The organism is Paenibacillus sp. FSL H8-0048 (genome assembly GCF_038002825.1).
In the GTDB taxonomy this organism is placed as follows: Bacteria; Bacillota; Bacilli; order Paenibacillales; family Paenibacillaceae; genus Paenibacillus_AQ.
The window spans coordinates 45,468-69,425 of record NZ_JBBODF010000002.1 but is presented as its reverse complement, the minus strand read 5'-3'; the positions used below and the strand labels follow the sequence as shown (position 1 = coordinate 69,425).

Here is a 23,958-nt window from a genome sequence, read left to right as displayed (position 1 = left end):
CCTCTCCTTGCCGGTTAGATCCGGTGCATAATATTGAAGATATCCTCATGCTGCAGCTTGATTTCCACACCGATGTCTTCCCCTACCTGCTGAAGCTCCTCCACAATCTCCTCGAAGGACTTGCTGGGGGCAGAGATGTCCACGATCATCATCATGTTGAAATAATCCTGCACAATCGTCTGGGAGATATCCAGAATGTTCAGATTGTGCTCTGCGAGGTATGTACATACTTTGGCGATAATGCCTACCTTGTCTTTCCCGAGTACCGTAATAATCCCCTTCAATTGAAAAGCCTCCCGTTATCCATGATCTATAATCTTCGCTCATTGCCGCATTAACGGAATGAACGATTTTAATTATTATGTCAAATCAAGGATCGGTTATCAACCAAAGCTTTTGTGTCCAGCTGATCAGAGATTTGAGCTTGCATTTTCCTGAGGGTATAATAATATTGACACTTGATGTAAAATATGATTTATTGAAGTTTTGTAGGATAAGCTGGACTGAAGGAGCTATTATGACAACGAGAAAATATAAAGAGCTGGTTGAAGAGCGCACCAGAGAAACGCTGCAGAAGTGGTCGGAACAGTCAGCAGTCGAGGAGAAGGATATCTACCGTTTCCTGCATAATTTGAAGGGCACCTCGGGCACTGTGGGGCTGGATGCTGTAGAGGCATTCTCCGGCAATGCGCTGCTCTATTTCTCGGATGACAACCATAGAAGCTGGAAGGAAGCGGAGTGGGGCGATTATATCTATCCGCTGCTGGAGCTGTTTGCGGAGCCGGAGCCTGTGGGCGCGGTGCCGCCGCTGACTCCCGGAATAGCATTGTCCCACGGGAATGTCCATCAGCAGTACGAGATTCTGATCGTGGACGATGATGTGGAGCTGGTCGCTTTTTTACGGGAATCCCTGGAGCGTCAATCCTATTATGTCAGCATTGCGCTGTCGGCCGGACGCGGACTGAAGCTTTTTTATGAGACGAAGCCGGATTTGATTCTACTCGATATTCTGCTGCCGGACCGCAGCGGGATTGATGTACTGAAGCAGATTATCGGCAAAGCCAAGAAAGAGCGGATTCCGATCATTATTATCAGCGGCGAGCATTCTATTGAGGTTCAGAAGTATGCCTATTCGCTGGGTGTCATGGATTACATACAAAAGCCGGTGGACATCGATTTGTTCCTGGTCTTGATCAAGAACCGCTTTGAGCTGAAAAAGGAGTGGCAGGAATCCATCATTGTTGACGAGCTGACCGGAGCGTTCAACCGCAAGTACTTCAACCAGACGATGAAGCAGCTGATCTCCGATTTCAGACGGACAGGCCGGACCTTCTCCCTCGCTCTGCTGGATCTGGACCTGTTCAAGCAGGTTAATGATACTTACGGGCATCTGATGGGGGATGAGGTGCTGCAGAGCTTCTCGGAGCTGGTGAAGCAGTCCATCCGCACGGAGGATACCTTCTGCCGCTATGGCGGCGAGGAGTTTGCCTTGTTCATGCCCAATACCCCTGCGGAGCAGGCGCTGCTTGTGATGGAGCGGATTCAGGAATCCTTTGCGGCCCGCGATTTCCAGGCCAAACGTGAGAGCTTCCATGTAACGTTCTCCTGCGGAGTGACCGAGATCACTGAAGAGGTGCAGGATGCCGATATATTGGTTGAGGAAGCCGATCTGGCGCTCTATGCCAGCAAACATAACGGCAGGAACCAGAGCACCCTGTACAGCCAGGATCTGCTGCTGAGCCAGCGTGAGACGCTGCTGAATGTTATTATTGTGGACGATGATCCGCTCATCCGCAGAATCGTGACGACCCATTTCGCAGCCTGGCAGCCTGGGACCAACGCCAGAGTGAAGGTTGCGAGCTATGCGGACGGCGCGCTTCTATTGGAATCGGACTGGTATGCTCCTGAAGAGAAGTATGTTATTTTGCTGGACGGCGTCATGCCGGGGCTTGACGGGCTGGAGGTACTGGAGAAGATCCGCAGCAGCTATCCTGAGCTGAATATTCTTGTGATTATGCTGACCGGGCGCAACGACCAGCGGGATATTATTCATGCGCTGCAGATGGGCGCGGACGATTATGTCATTAAGCCGTTCCATCTGCCGGAGCTGCTGACCCGGATTGAGCGTCTGTCCCACCGGTTTCTGTTCTAAATGCAATGCATCCCAAGCAGGGATGACTGAAAGGTGAGAGTGAGCTATGGTGCAAAAGGTACTGATTGTAGATGATGAAGAGGTTCTGCGCATGCTGATTGAGGATACGCTGGAGGATCTGGAGAATGTGGAGGTTCATACCGCCGAGAATGGGGGCGAGGCGCTCGCCAGGCTGGCGTCAGAACCTTACGATCTGGTCATTCTGGATTACATGATGCCCGTAATGACCGGCATTGAAGTGCTGAGCGAGCTGGACGGGGAGCTGAAGAGCCGGACGCCGATTATGATGCTGACCGCCAAGGCACAGGAGATGGACCGTAACCGGGCAAGAGAGGCGGGAGCCCGATATTTTATGCCCAAGCCCTTCAGCCCGATGGAGCTGCTGCAGCTCGTGGAGGACATTCTGAGTGAGAAACCTTAAGCTTAAAGCCACGAGCATCAAAACGAAATATTACCGGATTCTTCTGCTCCTGTTCGTTGCCATTATGGCCGGAGGAATCGGGCTTGTCTTCTATATCAATGTCCAGCAGGAACAGCTGGATCACAAACGTGAAGTGCTGCAATATAAGACGGCCACAATCAACGAGCTGGCAGGGACGCTGAACGAAGTCTTTTTCCGGGCAAGAGGTTATGTGGCTACCCAGAGCGAGAATGAGCTTGCGCTGCTGAACGCTGCGGTTAAGGGGCTTGACGGCATTCTGGAGCAGTATTCCTCCCTGAAGCTGTCGCCTGAAGAAGTCCGGTACAGAGATGACCTTAAGGTGTTCTATGAACAGTACAAAAGCCAGACCTTGCCCGAAGTGATGCGTCTGGTGAAAAATAATGATTACGAGGGAATCCGGAACTTGTCCCAGAGCGGCAGCACCAAGGCTGTGAACGAATACCTGGGCTATACCAAGCAATTCAAAGCCAATTCGGATGCGCTGCTGAATGAGCTGAACTCCCGTTCTATCAGGCAGGCGGATGCATTCACGTTCGTGGCTTTTCTGCTTAGTACCTTGCTGCTGCTGTTCTTCACCCTGCTGATCTGGCAGATGCTCAAAATTATCATCGATCCGATTGTGAAGCTGGAGGAAGCAACGAATTCGCTGGCGGCCGGTGATGCGGTTCTGCTTGGTAAGCTGCATAAGCAGGATGAAATCGGGCGGCTCTATGACGCCTTCCTGAATATGGCCCATAGCATCCAGGACAAAGAGGAAGAGCTGATGATGCAGAATGAAGAGCTGCACGCCCAGCAGGACGAGCTGCAGGACCAGCAGTACAGGCTGGAGCGGTCACTCAGTGAAATCGAGAGTATGATGAAGGCACTGAATCAGACCTCTGCCGTCGGCATTCTGTCGAACAAAGGCGTGTTCACTTACGCGAACGATAATCTGAGCGTCTACACAGGGTACAAGAACTCAGAGATTATCGGATACACCTACCGGTTGTTTGAGCTGCATAATATTTCGGATACCCAGGTGGATCAGATGATCCGCAAGCTGTCGACCGGCGGAGTGTGGAGCGGAGAGACAAAACTTGCGGCGAAGGAAGGCTCGCCGCTCTGGCTGCAGCTGACAATCATGCCTTACTTAAACGATGAAGGCCAGATTTACCAGTATATCCTGATTGCCAATAACATTACCTCGATGAAGAATGTGCAGCAGGAGCTGGCGGAGACGCTGAAAAGCACGGAGCAGACGTCTATGATGCTGGAGCTTAACAATCAGCTGAATCATGAAATTACCTATACGCTCGACAAGCATGAATTCGCCGACAAGTTCAACAAGTTCATGAACCGCCTGTTCTCGTTCGACTCCAGTCTTTTCCTGCTGGTCAAGGACAAGATAGCGGTGGTCAAGGGGGTTCCGCCGGAGAATGTGGAGCGGTACATCGGTGAGGGCAGCAAGGAGATTCTGTACCGCCTTAGTGTGGAAAAGTCGTATGTGGTGAAGCGGGTGGGCTCGGTCAGAGAGCAGGGGATTTCCGCCAACGAGGTGTATTGTTACGACTACTATACAACCGTGGTAAATGCGGAGGATGAGATTCTGGCGGTCTTCTGCGGAACCCGCATCGGGCATCCGTTCACAGAGGAAGAGACCAGTGAGATTCAGGGGATAATGAACCGGGTCGCCCTGGCTATCGAACGCCTGTTCATGTACGAGGAGATTGAGAATGGCCGCAAGCTGAATCAGGATATTGTCAACAACGTCAATGAGGGCATCCAGTTTGTCAGCACGGACGGTGTCATTCAGCACATCAACAAGGCGCTGAGCCAATTGTTCAGCTATGAGGACTGGACGGAAGGCATGCTGATTCCCAAGGAGGGCTGGATGGAGCATTTCACCTCCCGGGTGAATGAATCGGAAGAGCTGGAACGCTTTTACCAAAAGGCGATGTCTGAGCATACTGTGGATTCCAGTACGATGAAGTATTCTATCGGCAAGGAAGACATGAAGCATGTGGATGCCTATGCCATACCGGTCTTCCGCCGGGAGGTCCGGGTGGGAACGCTGTTCGTTCACCGGGATATTACACGCGAGTATGAGCTGGATCTGATGAAGTCGGAGCTGGTCAGCACCGTCAGCCATGAGCTGCGGACGCCGCTGTCGAGTGTACTGGGCTTCACAGAGCTGCTGCTGTCCAAAACGATGAAGCCGGAGAAGCAGCTGAAATATCTGGAGACGATTCATAAGGAAGCCAAGCGTCTGACGGAGCTGATTAACGACTTCCTGGACCTGCAGCGGATGGAGTCAGGCACACAGCTGTACAATGTGGAGAAGGTCAATCTTAGTGAGACAGTTCTGAGTGTCATAGATCAGTACAAGCTGAGCGGTACCCATCATATTCTGCTGGAGGACGAGGCGCTGAATCCCGAGGTTGAGGTAGACAAGGATAAAATTATCCAGGTGCTGACCAACCTGCTGAGCAATGCGATCAAGTTCTCGCCGGGTGCAAGTGAAGTGAAGGTCATGCTTCATAACGAACCGGGCAGCATTATGGTGAGGATTCAGGACCATGGACTCGGGATTCCGAAGAATCAGATCGGGCAGCTGTTCCAGAAATTCCGCAGAGTGGACAACAGTGCATCCAAGCGGATTGGCGGTACGGGACTGGGGCTGGCGATCTGCAAGGAGATCATTGAGAAGCAGAAGGGAACAATCGGGATTGAATCGGTTGAAGGCGTGGGCTCGACAGTATGGTTCCGTCTTCCGGTGATTCAGGCCGAGACCGGCCAACCGGAGGAGGAGTCCTCCCACAGATGGAACGCGGGCAAGGAGCAGAAGCCGAATGTGATGATTGTGGAGGATGATTACAGCCTGTCGCTGCTGCTCTCGGAGGAGCTGAAGGGCAAGGGCTTCCGGGTCACCCATCACTATCATCCGCAAAAAGCTTTTGACCAGGCCGTCAAAACGCCCTTCGTAGCGATCATTGTGGATCTGATGCTGGGCGATGAGCTGGACGGCTGGGATCTGATCCGCATGCTCAAGGACGATCCCCGGACCGAGAAGGTGCCGATCGTCATCTCCTCGGCGCTGGATAAGGACGATAAGAGCATGATGGATAACGTGCAGAAATATCTGACCAAGCCTTATCCGCCAGGCGAGCTGTCGGGTACGCTTCAGGAGATTGTGGACATTCAGCTGAAGACTGGCGAGGTGCTGTTCCCGGATAACGGTGAGGCCGGGCATGGTTCGGCGCTTGATGAGAGTTAGAGTGGGTATCGAGTGGTTGCTGAGTAGTGCTTCGTGATTATATGGCTAATGCAATAATATGATGGATTATAGTTAGTGCGGAACAAGTCTCTTTCGGGAGGCTTGTTTTTTTGTATGCTGGGGGGTTCTCTCGGGTGAGGGAATGGGATGATGGGGAGAGAACGAGGAGACGGGGCCAAATGTATGCGAAAAACCGAACACAATTTGCTGGGTTAGGGTGTGCGGGCCGAATGTATACTAAAAACCGAACACAATGTGCCGGGTGGGGGGGCGTGGACGGAAATGTAATCGGAAAACCGATTACACTGGGCCGGGTGGAGGCGCGTAGGCCGAATGTAATCGAAAAACCGATTACAATGCGCTCGGTGGGGGCGCGTGGTCCAAATGTATGTGGAAAACAGCATACATTATGCTCCAAACTGGGCAGCGGCTGGAGGGCCAAATGTTCACCGCAGCGAAGACTAAGCTTTGAACTCTAATCTTAAGTATCCCAGCAATACTTGCTTTAGAGTAGGCTCTAAGGGTTATAGTGAATATGAAGCAGCCAATCTAGCAGGAGTGAAAGGGAGGAATTGCGGTGAAGTACAGTTATTTGGGTAAATCGGGGTTGAAGGTGAGCCAGTTGTGTCTGGGGACGATGAATTTCGGGCCGGAGACAGAGGAGAAGGAAGCCTTCCGAATTATGGATGCGGCCCTCGATGCGGGAATTAATTTCTTCGATACAGCGAATGTGTACGGCGGTCAGGACCGGCGGGGCTGGACGGAGGAAATTATCGGACGCTGGTTTCAGCAGGGTGGCGGACGGCGCGAGAAGGTAGTGCTGGCCACCAAGGTCTACAATGACATGTTCGACGAGCAGGACGGTCCCAATTCCGGTTCAGGCTTGTCCGCTTACAAGATCAGACGGCATTTTGAAGGCTCACTGCGGCGCCTGCAGACCGATCATATTGAATTATATCAGATGCATCATATCGACCGGAACGTATCGTGGGACGAGCTGTGGGGAGCATTCGAGATCCTCGTGTCCCAAGGGAAAGCAGACTATATCGGGTCCAGCAATTTCGCAGGCTGGCATATTGCTGCTGCCCAGGCTAAGGCGAAGGAGCGCCATTTCCTCGGCCTTGTCTCTGAGCAGCATCTCTACAACCTGCTGGAACGGACGCCGGAGCTTGAAGTGCTGCCAGCCTCACAGGAGCTTGGCCTGGGAGTCATTCCGTGGAGTCCGCTGGCCGGGGGCCTGCTGGGACGTAATGCACTCGCCAAGACCGGGGTGCGAAGCGCCCGTTCAGCCAAGCTGGAGCAGCACCGCAGTCAGCTGGAGCAGTTCTCTGCACTCTGCAAGGAGCTGGGCGAGCATGAGGATCAGGTTGCTCTGGCCTGGGTACTGGCGAATCCGGCTGTGACCGCACCCATTATCGGGCCGCGTACGATGGAGCAGTTCGAGGACTCGCTGCGTGTGACTGAGATTACGCTGGATGAGGCCGTGCTGAAGAAGCTGGACGAGATCTTCCCCGGACCGGGCAAGCCGGCACCGGAAGCCTACGCCTGGTAAGCTAAGGCCTACCGCCTGTTAAACTAAGCCCACATGTGTTCATCGTATATCTAAGGGATATCCTACCCTTGATCTGCCTAATAACAGCCGGACTGTCCCTGAAGGGATTGTCCGGCTATATTTTTGTAAGTATCCAGATGAATGTGGTAGACTGATTCTGTCAGTTGAACAACTAGAGAAGATAGGGGAACTGCCGATGCTTTTTTATCTGATAGCTGTCCTCGTCCTAATGCTTGATCAGGCCACGAAATGGATAGTGCGCACCCATATGGAGCTTGGGGAGATTCTTCCCTCCTGGACATCGCATTTGCGGTTTGAATACTATGAGAACAGCGGCGCGGCCTTCAGCTCATTCCAGGGATACGGGAAGTATTTTGCGATTGTTGCCGTGATTTTTGTAGCAGCCATCTTCTATTACCGGCGTCAGGGCAAAATCCGCGGCCCCTTGCTCGAAGCAGCCAGCGGCTTCCTGGTAGGCGGGGCTATCGGCAATGCCATCGACCGCGTACTCTATCATCAGGTAACAGATTTCCTGGTCTTCGGGGACCGGGGCGGGATTATGAATCTGGCTGATCTGGCGATCAATGCCGGAGGCCTGCTGATCCTGGTGTACCTGCTTGTGGACCGTTTCAGGCATCCTGCAGCCCGCAGACCGTTATAATTTCCAGCCTCATAAGCATTCCGGTCTATCATTTTATCTAATGCAACTTATCATAATAACTAATGAACCCGGCTAAATCAGAGCGTTTTACTATGATTTAGCCGGGTTTTATGCATTTTGTGCAAGTATTTACCTTTTTAAGAACATGATGGCTGTTATAAGATTCGTTGATCGTTTGCCGGTATTGTGTTAGCCTGAGTTCATGATATTAAGAGGAAAGAAGATTGCACGCTAAGGAGAGGTCGATATTGTTGCAACTACAAGTTACGAACAGTCCTTTTAATGAGAACCAGGCAGAGCTGCTGAACCAGCTGCTGCCCACGCTGACACCTTCACAGCAGGTATGGTTGAGCGGGTATTTATCTGCCGTGTCGCTGCAGGACAATCAGGGATCAAGCGTCCAGGCCGTATCTCCCGCTGCTCCATCAGCAGCAGTAGAGTCGCCAACAGCCGCTGCGGCGCAAAGCTCGCGTGAAGTGACCGTATTGTTCGGCTCCCAGACCGGCAACTGCCAGCGGCTCGCGGTGAGCCTCTCCCGCAAGCTGGAGGAGCAAGGCTTCAAGGTCACGGTGTCGGCAATGAACAGCTTCAAGCCGAATGGATTGAAGAAGACAGAGAACCTGCTGCTGCTGGTCAGCACCCATGGCGAGGGGGAACCGCCGGATAATGCCCGTGCCTTCCATGAATTCCTCTACAGCAAAAGAGCGCCGCAGCTCCCAGGCTTACGCTTCTCGGTACTCGCGCTTGGCGATACCTCCTATGAATTCTTCTGCCAGACCGGGAAAGACTTCGATCAGAAGCTGGAGGAGCTGGGCGCACAGCGGTTAAGCCCGCGTGTAGATTGCGACCTCGATTACGATGAGCCTGTGGCCGAGTGGTTCGGCCAGGTCATCAGCGCGCTTAACGGCCCGCAGAATACTGCAGGAATTGCGGATGCAGCGGTTCAGGCTGCGGAGAGCGCAGAGTCGCTGGAATCCGAATATTCCCGAAATCATCCTTTCCATGCTGAAGTACTGGAGAATCTTAATCTGAACGGCCGCGGCTCAGACCGCGAGACCCGCCATCTGGAGCTGTCGCTTGCCGGATCGAATATTACCTTCGAGCCTGGGGATTCTCTTGGCGTCTATCCCGAGAATCACCCGCAGCTGGTAGCAGATATCATTGCCGCTATGGACTGGAATGCGGATGAACGTGTTCCGCTGAACAAGAAAGGGGAAGAAGGCACGCTGCAGGAGGCGCTGCTGCGGCATTACGAAATTACGGTGCTGACGAAGCCGCTCCTGGAGCAGGCTGCCGGGCTTACCTCTGCACCTGCCCTTAAGGAATTGCTGGCCCCTGAGCGGCAGCAGGAGCTCAAAGAGTATATCCAGGGCCGGGATCTTCTGGATCTTATTCAAGACTATGGACCTTGGAATGCTCCGGCCAACACCTTCGTGACTATCCTGCGCAAGCTTCCGGCCCGCTTGTATTCCATTGCCAGCAGCTACAATGCCAACCCGGATGAAGTACACTTCACGGTGCGGGCTGTGCGTTATGAGTCACATGGCCGTGAACGATACGGCGTCTGCTCGGTACACTGTGCTGAGCGTGTACAGCCGGGTGCCACCTTGCCGGTATATATCCAGAACAATCCGAACTTCAAGCTGCCCGCTGATTCGAGTGTACCGGTAATTATGATCGGTCCGGGCACAGGCGTTGCCCCGTTCCGTTCCTTCCTGGAGGAGCGTGAGGAGCAGGGCGCTGAGGGTCCAAGCTGGCTGTTCTATGGAGACCGTCATTTCGTTACAGACTTCCTCTACCAGACGGATTGGCAGCGGATGCTGAAGGACGGTGTCCTCAGCAGGCTGGATGTGGCCTTCTCACGCGACACTGAGGAGAAGGTGTATGTACAGCACCGTATCCTGGAGCAGAGCAAGGAGCTGTACCGCTGGCTGCAGGAAGGGGCGCATGTCTACGTGTGCGGCGATGAGAAGCATATGGCCCATGATGTGCATTCCGCACTGCTTACAGTGATCCAGGAGGAAGGCGGACTAAGCCCGGAAGCGGCTGCCGCCTATCTGGAGACCCTGCAGCAGGAGCAGCGTTACCAGCGGGATGTCTATTAAGCGGGATTTAAGCGAAAGAGGGGAGAATCAGCAATGGCAGACAATGAACCAGCGGTGAAGCCGATTGGCGGACCGCCGAGTGATGTTGAACATATTAAGCTGGAGAGCAATTATCTGCGCGGGGCGCTTGTCGAGACCCTTAGCAATCCGATTACAGGAGGTCTGCCGGAGGATGACAACCGGCTGCTGAAATTCCACGGCAGCTACATGCAGGATGACCGGGATCTGCGCAGTGAGCGGGAACGCTCCAAGCTCGAGCCGGCGTTCCAGTTCATGCTGCGGGTAGTAGCGCCCGGCGGTGTGGCGTCTGCTGCACAGTGGCTTGTCATGGATGAGCTGGCCCATAAATACGGCAACGGGACACTGCGCCTGACGACGCGGCAGGCTTTTCAGATGCATGGGGTATTGAAATGGAACCTTAAGAAGACGATCAGAACGATCAACGACACCCTGATGACCACGCTTGCAGCCTGCGGAGACGTTAATCGTAATGTGATGAGCGGTCCGAACCCGTATCAGTCGGAGGTACATGCCGAGGTTCAAGAGTGGGCCAACAAAATCAGCGATCATCTTGCCCCGCGTACCCGCGCGTATCATGAGATCTGGCTGGATGGCGAAAAGGTCGTAGACAGCAAGGTGGTTGAGCCGATCTACGGCCCAGTCTATCTGCCCCGCAAATTCAAGATTGGGCTGGCGGTGCCTCCGTCCAATGATGTAGATGTCTTCTCCCAGGATCTGGGCTTCATCGCCATTCTGGAGGACGGCAAGCTGGCTGGCTTCAACGTCTCCGTCGGCGGCGGCATGGGAATGACACACGGTGATACGAATACGTATCCCCAATTGGGCCGAATCATCGGCTTCTGCCGTCCGGAGCAGATGATTGATCTGGCGGAGAAGACTGTTACGATCCAGCGTGATTACGGCAACCGTTCGGTGCGCAAGAATGCCCGCTTCAAGTATACGATCGACCGGCATGGACTGGACTGGTTCAAGGGAGAGCTTCACGAACGGCTGGGCTGGACGCTGGAGCCCGCGCGCGACTATCATTTCGATCATAATGGCGACCGCTATGGCTGGGTGAAGGGGATGGACGGCAAATGGAACCTGACGCTCTATATCCAGAGCGGACGGATTCAGGATCAGGAGGGCTACCCGCTGATGACCGGCCTGCGCGAGATTGCCAAGATTCACAGCGGAGACTTCCGGCTGACTCCGAACCAGAATCTGATTATCGGCGGAGTGACCCAGGCGAAGAAGCGCAAGATCACTGAGCTTGCCAAGCAATACGGTCTGACGGATGGTGCCCATCATTCTGCACTGCGCAGAAGTGCGTTGTCTTGTGTAGCCTTGCCGACCTGCGGACTGGCTATGGCTGAGGCGGAGCGTTATCTGCCGCACCTGCTGGATAAGCTGGAGGTTATTATCGATGAAGCCGGGCTGCGTAATGAAGAGATTATCATCCGTATGACCGGCTGCCCTAACGGCTGTGCCAGACCGGCGCTGGGCGAGATTGCTTTTATCGGAAAAGGTCCGGGCAGATATAATATGTACCTGGGTGCAGGGTTTACCGGAGACCGGCTGAACAAGCTGTACAAGGAGAACATTGACGAGCGGGAGATTCTGGACACCCTGGAGCCGATTATTCACAGCTACGCAAGAGAGCGCAATGCCGGTGAGCACTTCGGCGATTATGTGATCCGCAGCGGATATGTCAAGGCGGTTACTTCGGGGCTCAATTTCCACGACTAACAGCGGACGTCCGGCGGCTTGCATATGCAATATCTACCAGTAACTTGTACGGAATAGCCATCATAAGAAGGTTAGTTATGAGCCTGTTTTCTGGTGTTTTTGCGGAAGACAGGTTTATTTTGTTTGTTTATTTGGATTTTCGGAAGTTTTCTTACATAATATAGAGTAGCAATACACCATTATAACCAAGAGCCATTATATATAGTGAGTAATGGATTCTGTACAGAAGAGGCGAATTGAATGATCATTATGAAGACGATGGAAGAAATCGAGAAGATGCGGGCAGCCGGCATAATTCTGGCGGAATGCCACCGGGAGATTGCCAAGTTGATTAAGCCGGGAATAACCACCTGGGAGATCGACCAGTTTGCCGAGAAGTTCATGCTCTCGCATGGCGCAACCCCGGAACAGAAGGGCTATCACGGTTATCCATATGCCACCTGCGCATCTGTAAATGATGTCATCTGTCATGGCTTCCCTAAGCATGAGGAGCTGAAGGATGGAGATATTGTAACGATTGATATGGTAGTCAACCTGAACGGCTGGCTGGCGGATTCGGCCTGGTCCTACGGAGTGGGTACAATTAGTGAGCAGGCGGAGAAGCTGCTGGCAACGACTAAGGAATCTCTGTTCAAAGGTATCGAGCAGGCCGTAGCCGGCAACCGCATAGGCGACGTAGCGCATGCTATTCAGGTATATGCCGAATCTAACGGCTATTCCGTCGTCCGGGATTTCATCGGTCACGGGATTGGCTCTGAGATGCACGAAGCACCTGAAGTGCCTCATTACGGCCCGGCCGGCAAAGACCCGCGGATCAAGGAAGGCATGGTGTTCACCATTGAGCCTATGCTGAATACCGGCAGCTACCGGACCAAGGTGGATGCAGACGGGTGGACCGCGCGCACTATTGACGGAGGTCTGTCGGCCCAGTATGAGCACACGCTTGCGGTCACCCCGCAGGGCACGATTATTTTGACAGAGCTATAGAGCACTAAGGGGTTAAAGACCCGAATCATACAGCAAAGGCAGGGCCGTCCATGGAGGACAGTCCTGCCTTTGCTGTATCTGCAGCTGAGCTAATCTGTAATATTCCGTGTGTAATACTCGATGATATCCTTGCGGCGGATGATGCCGAGGAAGATTCCGCTGTCGTCCACTACCGGGACGAAGTTCTGGTCCGCTGCCAGGGTCAGCATATCCTCCATCTGCGCGTGGATCTCTACGCTCTCGTTATGCACATGACGCTGAATGGAGCCAACGGTCACCTCGTTCATATTCGCGAAGCTCAGACCATCGGTGTTCTTCAGCTTCCATAGCAGATCGCCCTCCGACAAGGTCCCAACATATTTACCGGCATCGTCAATAATCGGAATGGCCGAATAATAATGATTCTCCAGCTGATCCAGCGCTTCCCGCATAGAGATCGAGGAGGTGATGAATGCCACCTGATCCTTGGGCAGCAAAAATGAGGATATTTCCATAAGTTAGTCTCCTTTACAGTAGGATGAAATACATAACGTTATTACAATTAAAACATAGAACAGGATGTAAGCGCATTAAAAATCAGGTTACAACTTTGAAATGTTACGTTTGGGCTGCAGTTATGAGGCCATACAAAAAAGGATATGCCGTCCTTCCAGGGGAAGAGCCGCCATATCCTGAGCGTTTTTGTGAAAAGGAAACTTCCTAATACAGTCAGCCGTTCTGGCCGTTGTCATGACTGAGCTGCCAGTGGATGCCGAATTTGTCCTTCAGGTTCCCGTAGGCCTTGCTCCAGAAGGTCTCCTGCAGCTCCATGTGCACAGTTCCGCCTTCCTTCAGCTTGTCGAACCAGAGCCGAATCTTCTCTTCATCAGTATCCGTCACCGTCAGGCTGATATTATTCCCTTCTGTGTACGGCATGCCGGGGAATACGTCAGAGAACATGACCGGGCTGCCGGCAATCATCAGATTGGCGTGCATGACGAGGTGTTTGGCTGCTTCCGGTACAGGATGGGACGGATCGGGCGGAGCCTCGCCGAAAGTCATGATATGCGGAGGTTCGGTTCCGAACACTTCCGCGTAATATTCTACAGCCTCCCGGGTATTGCCATTGAAATTCAGGTACACATTGATTGCCACATCTGTCACTCCTCTTGTGTGAAATTAAGGCAGGTACGCCGTTACGGTCTCATTGTATCATGTGCCTGTCTTTTCACAAATATTCGGGGTAGGCTATGCCGGTCCAGCTCTTGCGCGGATTACATGCAACTATTATTGGGCAAATTTCCCTGAATTATGCTATTATTATAGAGTTGTCGCTGGTCAGTCACACTAAAGGAGAAATGCCATATGACAGGGATCAGACAGTTGCTGCCGGGTGAGGAGAAGCTGATCACTCCCTTGATCCGGGAGGCGTTTGATATACATATTGCCGCCAATTATTCGGCGCAGGGTGTTATTGAATTCTACAGGTATATTGAGCTTGCCGCCATTGTCAGGCGGATGCAGGAGGATCATGAGATCTATATCGCGCTTAGCGGGCAAGAGGTTACAGGGATCATAGAGCTGCGCAATCATCAGCATATCTCTTTGCTGTTCGTGAAGAATGCCTATAAGGGAACCGGAATCGGCAAGACGCTGCTGCGGCATGCGGTTGACCGGATGAGAGCGGGAGGGAGCACGCAGATCACGGTGAACTCTTCCCCGAATTCTACTGGCTTCTATGCCTCTCAGGGATTCGTATCGCTTGGTGAAGAGGAAGAGGAACACGGGATACGTTCATTGAGCATGAAGCTGGATTTGAAGGGATAATGGGTTCTGTTGCCCCGTACAAATGCCCCATACGTCCGGGAAGTGGACGGTGGGGCATTTTTTTGTGTGCGGCCAGCAGGAATAAACTGGAGTCTTATCGAATATTAGCGATTATCAACAAAATTCGACTTTCAACTACATACATAAGCGGGGTTTTGCGCAATGAAAACATGGAAAAAGACAGTATTCTTGATCGTTACCTTCGGACTGATCTTTCTGCTCCCGTTACTTGGAAGTCTGGCGAAATGGAAGGGGATGCCTCCGGGGTACGGGGATTTCCCGGCCCAGAAGGTCGAAGCAGACCCCGGATTCAGCCTGCTGTATTTCTTTCTTGCCTGCGTCGTGGCCCTGATTATCACACTGGTCCTGGTATTCCCCGGCTGGTTCGGCTTCAAGAAGACAGAGGAGGCACCCCGAAAGTTGGAGGCGTCCACCCCTTTTCCTGTCTGGTTCTGGTGGAGCCTGCCGGTGCTTGCACTTAGCTGGTTCCTGATGTGGGCCCGGGTGAAGCTGTTTATCTCGCTGGAGCATTACACGTTTGTTCCTCTCTGGTGGTCCTTTATTCTGATTCTGGACGGGCTGGTCTACCGGAGAAATCACGGAGCCTCAATCATCTCGCGCAAGCCCCGTGTGATGCAGCTGCTCGCGGTGGTGTCCTGCTTCAGCTGGTTTGCTTTTGAATACCTGAATTTCTTCGTGCTGGAGAATTGGTATTATCCTAATAATGAAGTGTTCTCTAACTTCGGCAATGTGTTCTGGTTCTCCTTATCCTACACCACCGTTCTTCCGGCTATCTTCGAATGGTACTTACTCCTCAAGACCTTCCGTCTGTTCCGCAACCGTTATAGTCATGGGCCTAAGCTAAACGTATCACGCTCATGGCTGATCATCTATTATATTCTCGGGCTGATCCTGGCCTTCGGCATGGGCTATTATCCGTACCTGCTGTTCTGGGTGCTGTGGGTTGCGCTGGTTCCGATGCTGTCCGCAGCGATGGCGCTTGCCGGTTACTGGACTCCCTTCACCCCGGTGAAGAACGGAGACTGGTCCAAGGTCATTCTGGTGGGGCTGGCTACGGTGTTCAACGGCTTCTTCTGGGAGTTCTGGAACTTCGGCAGTGAGTGGTTCCATGACGATGCCCCTACCAATCCGAATTACTGGAAATACTCAGTGCCTTATCTGGATAAATTCCATATTTTCTCCGAGATGCCGGTTCTGGGCTATTTCGGTTATCTGTTCTTCGGGCTGAACTGCTGGATTATCTGGCTGATTGCTGCCTATGTATTTAAATTCGATGCCGATATTGAGGTTACGGGAGAACAAGGCTAAAGGTGGAGTACAATGATTGCTAATGACCATTATCAGGTCCTGGAGACCATTTCAGATAATCCTATAAAAGCCGTGTACCGGTGCACCGAGGCTACCTCTGCCGAAACGGTCATTCTCAAGGTGTTAAAATCGGAGTTTGCCGGCACCGAAGCGGTGATGCGCTTCAAGCAGGAATTTAAGCTGCTCACAGAGCTTAGCGCCAGCACCGAAGGGGTTATCCGTCCCCTGAGGCTTGAAGAGCAGAACGGCCTGTACGTCATGGTCCTTGAGGATATAGCCGGACGTTCGCTGAAGCGGATTCTGGCGGAAGAGCAGCCGGAGGAGGAGGCCTTACTGAAGCTGGCGGTCAAGGTTGCGGATATTCTGGGCTCCATTCATGAGCAGAACGTGATCCACAAGGATATCAAGCCGTCGAATATCATCTGGAACCGGGAGCGGGATATTGTGCAGGTGATTGATTTCGACCTTGCGGTGAAGCTGTCCAAGGAGAGGCGGGATTTCCAGAACAGCGGCGTGCTGGAGGGCAGTCTGCCGTATATCTCACCCGAACAGACCGGCCGGATGAACCGGAATATTGATTACCGGAGCGACTACTATTCACTGGGTGTGGTCCTGTACGAGATGATGACCGGCCTTATGCCGTATCCATCGTCAGAGATGCTGGAGCAGATCTATTCCATCATTGCGAAGGAAGCGGTCTCCCCTTATCATGCAACCAATGGCAGGGTTAGCAGGAGCTTATCGGCCGTCATAATGAAGCTGATGGAGAAGTCTTCGGAAGACCGGTACCGCAGCGCTCACGGCATCAAGGCCGATCTGAAGAAATGCCTGGCCGGGCAGGGGGATTTCATTATTGGAATGGAGGACCTCCTGAACACCTTCCGCATTCCGCAAAAGATAGTGGGCAGACAGGAGGAGCTGTCCTCTCTGGAAGCGGCCTTCCGCAGCAGCGTGAGCGGGAGTTCACAGGTCATGCTGGTCTCCGGTGATGCAGGTGCAGGCAAAACAGCACTGGTCCATGAGCTGCACCGGACGATCAGCCGGGAGAAGGGGCTGTTCGCGGAAGGGAAGTTCGACCAGTACAACAAGAACATTCCGTACAGTGCGCTCATTCAGGCCTTCCGCAGGCTGGTCGGCCAGCTCCTGGCGAGCCCCGATGAGGAGTATAAGCGTGAGATCAGCCGCTCGCTGACCCGGTTGCTTGGCGGGAACGGCGGGGTGATTACAGGATTGATCCCTGAGCTGGCCGCATGGATGGGTAACCAGCCGGAGCCGGAGCCGCTGAGTCCGGCTGAGGAGACGAACCGGTTCTTCCTGAGCTTTGCCAAGTTCGTGCAGGGGGTGACGCATCCGGACCGGCCGCTGGTCCTCTTCCTGGATGATATCCAGTGGGCGGATTATTCCAGCCTGCAATTGGTGGAGAAGCTGGTGCTGGATAATCATCTGCAGCGGATGCTTGTGATCTGCTCCTTCCGGCAGAATGAGATCCATGAAGGTCATCCCTTGTTCGCCGCCATGGCCAAGATCGGCAAGAGCCGTGAGGTTGGACGTATTCATCTTCAGCCGCTGCAAGAGACAGATGTACAAAGCCTTGTGGCAGACACACTATATAGCAGCATGGAACGCGTTGAAGAAATCACCGGACGGTTATATAAGCGGTCCAAGGGGAATTCTTTTTTCCTGACGGAAATGCTGAAGGATCTTCATCGGCGCGGGATTATCTATTTCGATAAGCGAAGCGGGGAATGGAGCTGGAGCCTGGAGGAACTGGAGGCGCTGCCGGTCCATGACAGTGTGGTCGATTTCCTGGTTGGACAGCTGCAGCATCTGCCGAAGGAGGTACGGCATATCCTGATGCTAAGCTCAGCGGCCGGCAGTGTGTTCGATTACGGGATGCTGACGCTGATCGGAGAAGAAGCGCCGGAGGTGATTGCTGCGGCGGTTACCCGGGCGGTCCAGGAAGAATACATCGTCCCTGCCGACCATAAGTACGCCATATTCTCGGCTACACTTGCTGAATCCGGCCGCGAGGCTGCCCAGGTGGGCATCCGGCTGAAATTCGCCCATGACCGGATTCAGCAGGCCTTCTATCAGCTGCTTGATCCTGAACGCAGGAAGAGGCTTCATTTTAGCATCGGCCGGCTCCTGCTGCGGAACCTCGGAGCGGAGGAGGCCGAGGACAAGCTGGTCGATATCGCCACCCATATCAATCAGGGACTGGAGTTAATCACCGACAGCTCGGAGGCACGTGAGATCGTCGCTCTGAATCTGCGGGCAGCTTATAAGGCCAAAGCAGGCTACGGGTATGATTCAGCCTTCCTGCTGCTGGAAGCGGCAATGGAGCTACTCACGGAGCAGATCTGGAGCACAGACCCGGGGCAGGCGGCGGAGATCTACAGGCTGTATGCGGAATGCAGCTACCTCACCCATCATATCGATCAGGGGGATCAGGCTTGCCGTATACTGCTTGAGCAGACTACGGAGCGGATGGCTATTGCGGAAATCTACGAGATGCAGACCAATCATTATATGTACCTCGGTATGATGCCCGAGTCTATTGCTTCGGGGAGACGGGGGCTGAAGGCGCTCGGAATCAAGATTCCGGCCAAGGTTGGGATGCCAGCAGTCCTTAAGGAACTGCTGGCCGTTAAGAACGCGCTGCGGGCGAGAACACCGGAGACGATTTTTGCACTGCCGGAGATGCAGGACCCGGAGATGAAGCTGGTGATGCGGCTGCTGGTTAACTTTATACCGCCGGCGTTTATCTCGGGGGAGACCTCGCTGTTCGGGCTGGTGGTGCTGAAGAAGGTAGGGCTGACGCTGAAATACGGCAACTCGCCGGAGTCGGCACTTGCTTTTATCGGCTATGCCATGCTGTTGTCCGGCTTCGGGGATACCCGGGGGGCCTTCGCTTATGGACGTCTCGGGATCAGAATTAATGACAAATTCAATGATCTGCAGTGGAAAGGCGCGGCGCATGTTCTGTACACACTGTTCAGCCACGCCTGGACCGAGCCCTGGGATACGCTCCAGGACTGGTTCGGCACCTCGATTGAAGCCAGTCTGAGGACAGGGGATCTGCTCTACCTAGCCCATTCTGCCTTCTATGTGAATCTCTGGAATCCGTCGATGGACATCCCGGCCTTGCTTCAGGAAAGTGCCCGTACGATCTCTATGATTGAGAATACGAAATATAAGGAGTCACTTGCCACCGCACAGCTGGCCCGCCAGTATTATCTCAGCCTTGCCGGAGAGCTGCCGGAGCGTACCTCATTTAACAATGAAGCCTTCAGCGAAGAGGTCTATCTGCACGAATTGCAGGAAGCGAGGTATTACTCGGGAATTGCTATCTATTATATCTATAAGATGAAGCTGCTGTTTCTCTATGAAAAGCATGATGAAGCGCTGGAGTATATCGAGCGTGCTTATCCGATCATCGGGACGCTGGCCGGATCGGCTTTTATGGAGGAGTTCGCGCTGTACACGTTCCTGAATCTGGCTTATGCTTACAAGGGTTTGGGGGTAGGCGGCAAGCGGAAGGCAAGATCCAAAATGCGCAAGGAGCTCGGCCGGGTAAGCAAATGGGCCAGCAATGCACCGGGAACCTTCCGCCAGCATGAATATCTGATGCGGGCCGAATGGGCCCGGATCTCCGGGAACAGCACTCGCGCAGGCTATTATTATGATCTGGCGATTGAGGCCAGCGAGCAGGGCAGCTTCATCCGCTATAAGGCACTCAGCAACGAGCTGGCGGCCCGGTACTATATGGACAAGGGCTTCAATGAGTTTACCGCCTATCTGCTCAGACAATCCGAATATTATTATTCGGTCTGGGGCGCCAAGGAGAAGATCGCGTTCATCAAGGAGCGTTATCCCGCTCTGGTCCAGAAAATCAGCACCAAAGAGTTCATGCACGGCAGGACGGTGACGGACTATACGGCGAGCATCGACCTCAATTCCATCATTCTGGCTTCGCAGGCCATCTCCAAAGAGATTGAGCTGAACCACCTGCTGGAAGCGCTGATGCAGATCGTGATCAAGAATGCCGGAGCGCAGCGGGGCTGCATCCTGATGACCTCCAAGGCCAACCTGTTGGTCGAAGGGGAATATAAAGCGGACACGGACCGGATCTCCGTGGCCATTCATGAGTCGCAGCAGCTGGACAATCTGCCTGCTGCGATCATCAGAGCGGTGGAGGAGAGCCGGGAGAGCCTGATCTACAATGATGCCTATTCCGAGACTCCGTTCGTGAATGATCCTTATATTGTGAGGCAGCAGCCGAAATCGGTGGTCTGCATGCCGCTGATTAACCAGAATAAGACGATTGCCATCATCTATCTGGAGAATAATCTGGTGACCGGCGTATTTACCGAGGAACGGATGAAGATTATCAATCTGCTGTCCAGAGAGATGGTCTTCTCGCTTGAGAATGCCAGTCTGTATAATGAGCTTGAGCGTTCTGAGGAGAAATACCGCCAACTGGTCAACAACCTGCAGGACGGGGTATTCGTGGTCCAGGATATGCGGTGTGTCTATGTTAATGAGGCTCTGGAGCAGATGCTCGGCTATCAGCCGGGCGAGATGCTGGAGCAGCCCTTCGGGAATTTCATTACCCCTCCGGAGCGGGAGAAGGTGATGCATTATTATGCCAGAAGGGTCGAGGGCAAGCAGGCACCGGAAGAGTATGAGACAAGGCTTTTGCATAAGGATAAGTCCCTTGAAGTCATCGCTATTCACAAGGTCGTCAGAATTATGTATCAGGATAAGCCGGCGATTCAGGGAACGATTAAGGATATCACCGAGCGTAAGAAGGCGGAAGAGGAGCTACGCCGCCATAAGGAGCATCTGGAGGAACTGGTGGCCGAGCGGACGAAGGAGCTGGAATTCAACAACGGAGAGCTGAGCAAGTATATCGGGCTAATTGAACGGATCTCCATCACCGATGAATTAACCGGGCTCTACAACCGTAGATACTTCAATAAGCTGTTCCTGGATGAGGTGGATAAGGCTGCTGCCGGCAAACGGTATTTAACCTACTTGATGCTGGATATTGATTATTTCAAAAAATTCAATGATACCTACGGGCATTATGAAGGCGATACGGTACTGCGCAGAATAGGCGGTGTTCTAAAAGAACTGGCTGAACAGGCGAATGGAACCGCGTTCCGGCTGGGCGGCGAGGAATTCGGGATTGTGACCGCCGGACTGACTCCGCCAGAGTCCCGTGTGTTCGCTGAATTGATCAGACGAAGCATTGCGGAGCTGGGGATACAGCATGATCTAAGTCCGGAATACGGAAGGATTACCGTCTCTATTGGCGTAGCCGCCGTACTTGTGGATGGTCTGCGAGAGGAGGATATCTACAAGCTGGGTGACGATGCACTGTATCAGTCCAAGGCGGCAGGCCGCAACTGTGTCACGTTGTTCGAACAATAGGATTCGGGCGATAAGAGAGGTACATAAATAAATAGGATTAGGGAGTTGTTGAAGCAATGAATACCGAACATGAATTAGAACACGAATCCGAACAGGAATCAGAAATGGACCAGCTGCGGAAGGCGCTTGAAGTTTCTTTGCCGCTGGTGCAGCGGCTTTTCCCCCTGGATGTAATGTTTGCTCTGGCAGATCGGGACAAGTTCATTTATTATCTGCAGGGGAAGGAATTGAAAGCCAAGATTGAGCTGGGTTCTCCGGTACCGCCCAGCGGGGGAATCCGGGCTGCTCTGGAGAGCGGGGAAGAAGTCAGTGCTACGATTCCAAGAGAGATCTACGGAATTCCCTTTAAATCTTCATCGATGCCTATCCGGGACCGGAACGGGGTTGTGGCAGGAGTGTTCACGATCGGAATCAGCCTCAGTAATCAGGTAACGCTTAGCGATGCAGCCAATGCGCTGGCAGTGACCTCTGACGAGATCAGCTCGACTTCGGTAGAGATTGCGGGAACGGCCTCGGATCTGGCGAATACAGTAGGGGATCTGAAGGAGCTGGGACAGAAGGTGGTTGAGGATCTGCAGCAGACGGACGAGATTCTCGATTTCATCCGCAAGGTGGCAGATAATTCCAACCTGCTCGGACTCAATGCAGCGATTGAAGCGGCGCATGCCGCTGAGCATGGACGGGGCTTCGGTATCGTGGCCCAGGAGATCCGCAAAATGTCAGTGTCCAGTGCTTCATCGGCGAAGGATATTGCCGGCATTCTGCAGATGATCAAACAGAAGATTAACCAGATGGATGCGGTGCTTACAGATTGTCTGGCGCAAAGCGAACGTCAGGCTGCAGCCACAGAGGAGATTACCGCCTCGATGCAGCAGCTCGCAGCTTCCGCCGTGGAGATTGAGAGTATCGCCCGTCTGATTTAGTCCGCACCCGTCTCTAGTGTCAAAGAGTTCCTCTCCCGCATACAGTATCTGGACGAATGCCCAGTGTAAATTAAGGCCACAATCCAGTCTGAGGAGGAACTAATCATGCTAGATCCAGTATTGCAGGCACCGGACCTGAAGCTTGCCGCCGATTCTAACCAGGTGCTTAATTATAAGCGGGATGCGAACAATTATATTACGCAGCTTTTTGGCGAACAGCTTCCGGCAATACGCAACGGGTTCTTCAATGCCCATATGAGCAGAGGCTTCATCGTCCAGCCGCACTGGCACACGAATGTGACGGAGATGATCTTCGTGATTAGCGGGGAGCTAATTGCTTCCGTGTTCGATCCGTTCACCCAGAAGCTGATGACCTATCATCTGAAGGCCGGACAAATTGCTGTCTTCCCGAAGGGCTGGTTCCACTGGATTCTGGCCGAGAGCGAACAAGCCCATTTCCTGGCGGTCTTCGATGCGCCGACACCGGATATTGTGTATGGTTCAGACTTCCTGCGGGCGGTTCCCGCAGAGGTCATCCAGCGTGCTTATTGTATTAATGAAGAGGAGTACGCCATGGCCGTGGCTCCGCTTAAGGAATCGATTATACTAGGACCCCCTCCGGGCTGCGCCGTAGCAGGGACTGCCGGAGAAATGAATATGGGCCCGCCCGCCAAAAGTATGCCCGCCTATGCTGCCCAACAGCCTGCGGCGGCATTCTACCCTTATCAGATGTATCCGCGCCGGTAGGCGGCTACGCTATATTAATGATCCGAAAAGAAAAAGCAGGCCAGGGAGGAATTCCTTGGTCTGCTTTTATTGATTTCAAGGTGGTGTCAGTGATTTATTTCGCTTTTTCCAGCTTGTGGTTAAAGTCCTTATACTGTCTTAGCAGTTCGGACAGTGCCTGCTTAATGGCTGCTGCATCTGTGGCTTGTGCAGCCTCTGCCAGTGTAGTTTGTGCTTTAAAGAAGCCGTCAATATACGCCGCATGTAAGGTTACCACATTCGTAAGCTTCCCGGATTCCAGAGAGTCAGGTTTCGTTAGTGTGAGGTTTGCAACTTCTGAGGCAGATAGGACTGCCTCAACGTGGCCCCCGGTTGACCCGTATTCCGACACAGTGGCAAGAGGAAAAGGGTCCTCGTCTGTTAACGTTCCAGGCACGGCCAATTGCACATCCATCATGCCGGTTTTTTCTGTCCATGGAGCGGCGGCAGACATTGACGTGGTGATATCCACGCTAAGCGCTTTGGTGCTGGTTAATGCATGGTAGCGGCTGAGCGTATCCCCCCAGTCCTGGGCTGTTTCCGGGGCATAGCTGTTCACCAGCGCCAGAACCTGCGGTTCAAGCAAGGGGAGCAGCTTACTGCCAGTTGTGGATGCGGCGGCTGTGCTTATGGTGGCAGTGGGCCCCTGTACCGGGGGCGAAGCGATTCCCGTATCCGCGAAGACCGGGGTGGCGATACTGGACAGCAGCAGGGTGGATAGAGCCATCCTTTTCACGATTAGACGATTCATGTACGAACACTCCTTCAGGTGGTTTGTCTTACAGCTCTCACTATAGC

The 23,958-nt window shown here is 53.2% G+C and carries 18 protein-coding genes; 14 read left to right on the top strand and 4 right to left on the bottom strand.

All coding sequences use genetic code 11. The features are described 5' to 3' along the window. Nucleotides 1-14 precede the first annotated feature (14 nt). Nucleotides 15-284 (bottom strand): ACT domain-containing protein, encoded by a 270-nt coding sequence (locus NSU18_RS32275; RefSeq protein WP_036700808.1) that lies wholly within the window; start codon nt 282-284, stop codon nt 15-17. A 233-nt stretch (nt 285-517) separates the two neighbouring features. Between NSU18_RS32275 and NSU18_RS32270 the strand changes: the two genes are divergently transcribed. The 9 genes from NSU18_RS32270 to map all read left to right on the top strand — a co-directional run bounded on the left by NSU18_RS32270 (nt 518) and on the right by map (nt 12,901). After that, a complete protein-coding gene (locus NSU18_RS32270; protein WP_341023458.1) occupies nt 518-2,152 on the top strand; it encodes a GGDEF domain-containing response regulator in 1,635 nt (544 codons plus the stop codon). A 49-nt stretch (nt 2,153-2,201) separates the two neighbouring features. Further along, nucleotides 2,202-2,573, top strand: coding sequence for a response regulator (locus NSU18_RS32265; RefSeq protein ID WP_341023465.1), 372 nt, complete (start codon nt 2,202-2,204; stop codon nt 2,571-2,573). Then, the gene (locus NSU18_RS32260) at nt 2,560-5,847 is read left to right on the top strand and encodes an ATP-binding protein (RefSeq protein WP_341151161.1); all 3,288 of its coding nucleotides are present in this window, start codon (nt 2,560-2,562) and stop codon (nt 5,845-5,847) included. The genes NSU18_RS32265 and NSU18_RS32260 overlap by 14 nt, the downstream gene beginning before the upstream one ends. A 272-nt stretch (nt 5,848-6,119) precedes the next feature. Next, nucleotides 6,120-6,326, top strand: a complete 207-nt coding sequence (locus NSU18_RS32255; protein WP_341151160.1) for a hypothetical protein — start codon at nt 6,120-6,122, stop codon at nt 6,324-6,326. A 98-nt stretch (nt 6,327-6,424) separates the two neighbouring features. Continuing rightward, the gene (locus NSU18_RS32250; protein WP_341151159.1) at nt 6,425-7,399 is read left to right on the top strand and encodes an aldo/keto reductase; all 975 of its coding nucleotides are present in this window, start codon (nt 6,425-6,427) and stop codon (nt 7,397-7,399) included. Between the two features lie 196 nt (nt 7,400-7,595). Beyond that, nucleotides 7,596-8,060, top strand: a complete 465-nt coding sequence (lspA, locus tag NSU18_RS32245; RefSeq protein WP_341151158.1) for a signal peptidase II — start codon at nt 7,596-7,598, stop codon at nt 8,058-8,060. A gap of 251 nt (nt 8,061-8,311) precedes the next feature. Further along, on the top strand, nt 8,312-10,165 hold the full coding sequence (locus tag NSU18_RS32240; protein WP_341151166.1) for an assimilatory sulfite reductase (NADPH) flavoprotein subunit: 1,854 nt from the start codon (nt 8,312-8,314) through the stop codon (nt 10,163-10,165). 33 nt (nt 10,166-10,198) lie between these two features. Continuing rightward, complete coding sequence (gene cysI / locus NSU18_RS32235) at nt 10,199-11,914, top strand: assimilatory sulfite reductase (NADPH) hemoprotein subunit (protein ID WP_341151157.1); 1,716 nt, start codon at nt 10,199-10,201, stop codon at nt 11,912-11,914. Nucleotides 11,915-12,154: 240 nt separating this feature from the next. Further along, on the top strand, nt 12,155-12,901 hold the full coding sequence (map, locus tag NSU18_RS32230; RefSeq protein WP_341151156.1) for a type I methionyl aminopeptidase: 747 nt from the start codon (nt 12,155-12,157) through the stop codon (nt 12,899-12,901). Nucleotides 12,902-12,990: 89 nt separating this feature from the next. On the opposite strand, the gene NSU18_RS32225 is transcribed toward map, so the two are convergent. Both NSU18_RS32225 and NSU18_RS32220 read right to left on the bottom strand, forming a co-directional pair. Beyond that, nucleotides 12,991-13,395 carry a CBS domain-containing protein gene (locus NSU18_RS32225; RefSeq protein WP_036700824.1) on the bottom strand — a complete coding sequence of 135 codons (405 nt, stop codon included), beginning with the start codon at nt 13,393-13,395 and terminating at the stop codon, nt 12,991-12,993. A gap of 214 nt (nt 13,396-13,609) precedes the next feature. Further along, nucleotides 13,610-14,035: a VOC family protein gene (locus NSU18_RS32220; RefSeq protein WP_341151155.1), complete on the bottom strand. Its 426-nt coding sequence runs from the start codon at nt 14,033-14,035 to the stop codon at nt 13,610-13,612. Between the two features lie 210 nt (nt 14,036-14,245). On the opposite strand from NSU18_RS32220, the gene NSU18_RS32215 reads away from it, so the two are divergent. The 5 genes from NSU18_RS32215 (at nt 14,246) to NSU18_RS32195 (ending at nt 23,142) form a co-directional block, all read left to right on the top strand. Next, complete coding sequence (locus tag NSU18_RS32215) at nt 14,246-14,707, top strand: GNAT family N-acetyltransferase (RefSeq protein ID WP_341023054.1); 462 nt, start codon at nt 14,246-14,248, stop codon at nt 14,705-14,707. A 162-nt stretch (nt 14,708-14,869) separates the two neighbouring features. Continuing rightward, nucleotides 14,870-16,036 (top strand): small-conductance mechanosensitive channel, encoded by a 1,167-nt coding sequence (locus tag NSU18_RS32210; protein ID WP_341151154.1) that lies wholly within the window; start codon nt 14,870-14,872, stop codon nt 16,034-16,036. A gap of 12 nt (nt 16,037-16,048) precedes the next feature. Continuing rightward, nucleotides 16,049-21,472, top strand: a complete 5,424-nt coding sequence (locus tag NSU18_RS32205; RefSeq protein ID WP_341151153.1) for a diguanylate cyclase — start codon at nt 16,049-16,051, stop codon at nt 21,470-21,472. A 56-nt stretch (nt 21,473-21,528) separates the two neighbouring features. Continuing rightward, nucleotides 21,529-22,395: a methyl-accepting chemotaxis protein gene (locus tag NSU18_RS32200; RefSeq protein ID WP_341023048.1), complete on the top strand. Its 867-nt coding sequence runs from the start codon at nt 21,529-21,531 to the stop codon at nt 22,393-22,395. A gap of 105 nt (nt 22,396-22,500) precedes the next feature. After that, complete coding sequence (locus NSU18_RS32195) at nt 22,501-23,142, top strand: cupin domain-containing protein (RefSeq protein WP_341151152.1); 642 nt, start codon at nt 22,501-22,503, stop codon at nt 23,140-23,142. 94 nt (nt 23,143-23,236) lie between these two features. On the opposite strand, the gene NSU18_RS32190 is transcribed toward NSU18_RS32195, so the two are convergent. Further along, nucleotides 23,237-23,911: a hypothetical protein gene (locus tag NSU18_RS32190; RefSeq protein ID WP_341023041.1), complete on the bottom strand. Its 675-nt coding sequence runs from the start codon at nt 23,909-23,911 to the stop codon at nt 23,237-23,239. Nucleotides 23,912-23,958 lie beyond the last annotated feature (47 nt).

Excerpts from the sequence above, each read along its gene's own strand:
- NSU18_RS32270 (WP_341023458.1), top strand. The coding sequence starts at position 518 with ATGACAACGAGAAAATATAAAGAGCTGGTTGAAGAGCGCACCAGAGAA.
- lspA (WP_341151158.1), top strand. The coding sequence starts at position 7,596 with ATGCTTTTTTATCTGATAGCTGTCCTCGTCCTAATGCTTGATCAGGCC.
- cysI (WP_341151157.1), top strand. The coding sequence starts at position 10,199 with ATGGCAGACAATGAACCAGCGGTGAAGCCGATTGGCGGACCGCCGAGT.
- map (WP_341151156.1), top strand. The coding sequence starts at position 12,155 with ATGATCATTATGAAGACGATGGAAGAAATCGAGAAGATGCGGGCAGCC.
- NSU18_RS32225 (WP_036700824.1), bottom strand. The coding sequence starts at position 13,395 with ATGGAAATATCCTCATTTTTGCTGCCCAAGGATCAGGTGGCATTCATC.
- NSU18_RS32215 (WP_341023054.1), top strand. The coding sequence starts at position 14,246 with ATGACAGGGATCAGACAGTTGCTGCCGGGTGAGGAGAAGCTGATCACT.
- NSU18_RS32210 (WP_341151154.1), top strand. The coding sequence starts at position 14,870 with ATGAAAACATGGAAAAAGACAGTATTCTTGATCGTTACCTTCGGACTG.
- NSU18_RS32205 (WP_341151153.1), top strand. The coding sequence starts at position 16,049 with ATGATTGCTAATGACCATTATCAGGTCCTGGAGACCATTTCAGATAAT.
- NSU18_RS32200 (WP_341023048.1), top strand. The coding sequence starts at position 21,529 with ATGAATACCGAACATGAATTAGAACACGAATCCGAACAGGAATCAGAA.
- NSU18_RS32195 (WP_341151152.1), top strand. The coding sequence starts at position 22,501 with ATGCTAGATCCAGTATTGCAGGCACCGGACCTGAAGCTTGCCGCCGAT.
- NSU18_RS32190 (WP_341023041.1), bottom strand. The coding sequence starts at position 23,911 with ATGAATCGTCTAATCGTGAAAAGGATGGCTCTATCCACCCTGCTGCTG.